Source organism: Candidatus Magnetobacterium casense (assembly GCF_019173545.1).
In the GTDB taxonomy this organism is placed as follows: domain Bacteria; phylum Nitrospirota; class Thermodesulfovibrionia; order Thermodesulfovibrionales; family Magnetobacteriaceae; genus Magnetobacterium; species Magnetobacterium cryptolimnobacter.
This window is the reverse complement of the sequence record NZ_JABXWD010000548.1, coordinates 1-1860: the sequence shown is the minus strand read 5'-3', so window position 1 is coordinate 1860 and position 1860 is coordinate 1. Positions and strand designations below refer to the sequence as shown.

Here is a 1860-nt window from a genome sequence, read left to right as displayed (position 1 = left end):
GGGTGAAATTCAACATCGCCTATTTTTAACCTGACCTGAGCAAGAGGGGGGCGGTTCCGTTGGCATTTTTACGGGGTCAAGGGGACTGGTCCCCTTGCAGGGGGTTCTGAAGGGGGGCGGAGCCGCCCCTTTCTTTTTTGTATTGCACGCAATCGAAACGCGCTATAAAATCCTTGTAAGAAGCCTTTCGACAAATTCACTGAGAATTGCTGTACGTATTGCAGATTTTGTTTGTTATGTTGCATAATATTGGCTGAATGGATTGCAGAAACTACGAGTGTTGCATCATAGGAGCAGGGCCGGCTGGGTTAGGGGCGGCGATTGAGCTGACCAGGGGCGGTGTAAAGGACATCCTAATTGTAGATAAGGGCCACAACGTGGGTGGGCTTTCCAGGACGGATATCTATGGTGGTGCGAGGTTTGACATAGGACCTCACAGGTTTTTTACAAGAAACCAGGAGATCAACGCCCTCTGGCACAACACCCTTGGGGCTGACTTCAGGGCAGTGGACAGGATAACCCGCATACACTACAAGGACAAGTTCTTCAACTATCCCATAAAGGCTCTCGATGTACTGACAAAACTTGGGATCGTGGAGTCGGCAATGGCGCTGGGGTCGTTTGCCGCTTCAAGGTTCAATGGCAATGAACGCCTGGAATCTTTCGAGGACTGGATAACACAGAAGTTTGGGCGAAAGCTGTATGAAACCTTCTTTAAAACCTATACGGAGAAGGTCTGGGGAATCCCGTGTGATCAGATAAGTGCGCAGTGGGCGGCACAACGGATAAAGGGGCTGGACGTGTTTGAGATTATCAAGGGGGCATTGTCTTCTGGTTCCCGGACGTCGCCCAAGACACTCGTGGAGCGGTTTGACTATCCGCTTCTTGGTGCCGGTCAGATGTATGAGGCCATGTGTGAGGGCGTTGTTGCCCGTGGCGTGGATGTCTTGTTGTCAACCGGAGTTGTGTCGTTTAATCGTCGGCAGGACGTGATAGATTCGATAGACATTATCACGGCAGAGGGGCAGAGGCAGCGGATTTCAGCCAGGCATTTTTTCAGCTCTGCCGCCCTGACGCATTTCTTCCGGCTCCTTGACCCAAAGGATGAACACCTGGACTATGCAACGGTGGATGCCCTGTACTATCGTGACCACATAACCGTCAACATCCTGCTCGATGAGCCCGATGTCTTTCCTGACCAGTGGGTATACATACACTCGCCTGATGTGAAGGTGGCGCGGATTGCCAACTACAACAACTTTTCACCGGAGATGGTCAGAGACAAGGGCATGACGGCCCTCAGTGCGGAATACTTCGTGTTTCAGCACGAGTCCCTCTGGAGGCTGGCAGATGACGACATAAGGGAGATGGCCGCAGATGAGTTGCAACATCTGGGGCTTATCAGGAAAGAGCGGGTTGTAAACTCGTGGGTTGTGCGTGAGACCGAGGCCTATCCGACGTATTATATCAACTTTGAAGGGGCCTATGACGCCGTAAAGGCACGTACTGATACATACGTCAATTTCTCTCCGATTGGGCGTGGCGGACTGTACAAGTACAACAACCAGGACCACTCGAGCTTGAGCGGCATACTGGCCGCCCGCAATTATCTCAGACTCCCCGGAACTCCATACCGCATCTGGGATATCAACATAGACGCACAGTACCATGAAGATGGCAAAAGAAAAGAAAGCTAAATATGCTATAATTATAAACTATGGAGACGGTAATAGTTCACCCCCCTAAGAAGAAAGAAAGAAAGGGGCGGCTCCGCCCCCCTTCAGAACCCCCTGCAAGGGGGCCAGCCCCCTTGACCCCTTCTTACCTTGTTGACATTGGGTTGATTATACACAACATTTC

At 51.3% G+C, this 1860-nt stretch carries 1 protein-coding gene; it reads left to right on the top strand.

All coding sequences use genetic code 11. The annotated features are described in order from the left end of the window. The first annotated feature begins 257 nt into the window (after positions 1–257). The gene (locus tag HWQ67_RS17415; protein ID WP_218253966.1) at positions 258–1697 is read left to right on the top strand and encodes an NAD(P)-binding protein; all 1440 of its coding nucleotides are present in this window, start codon (positions 258–260) and stop codon (positions 1695–1697) included. Positions 1698–1860 lie beyond the last annotated feature (163 nt).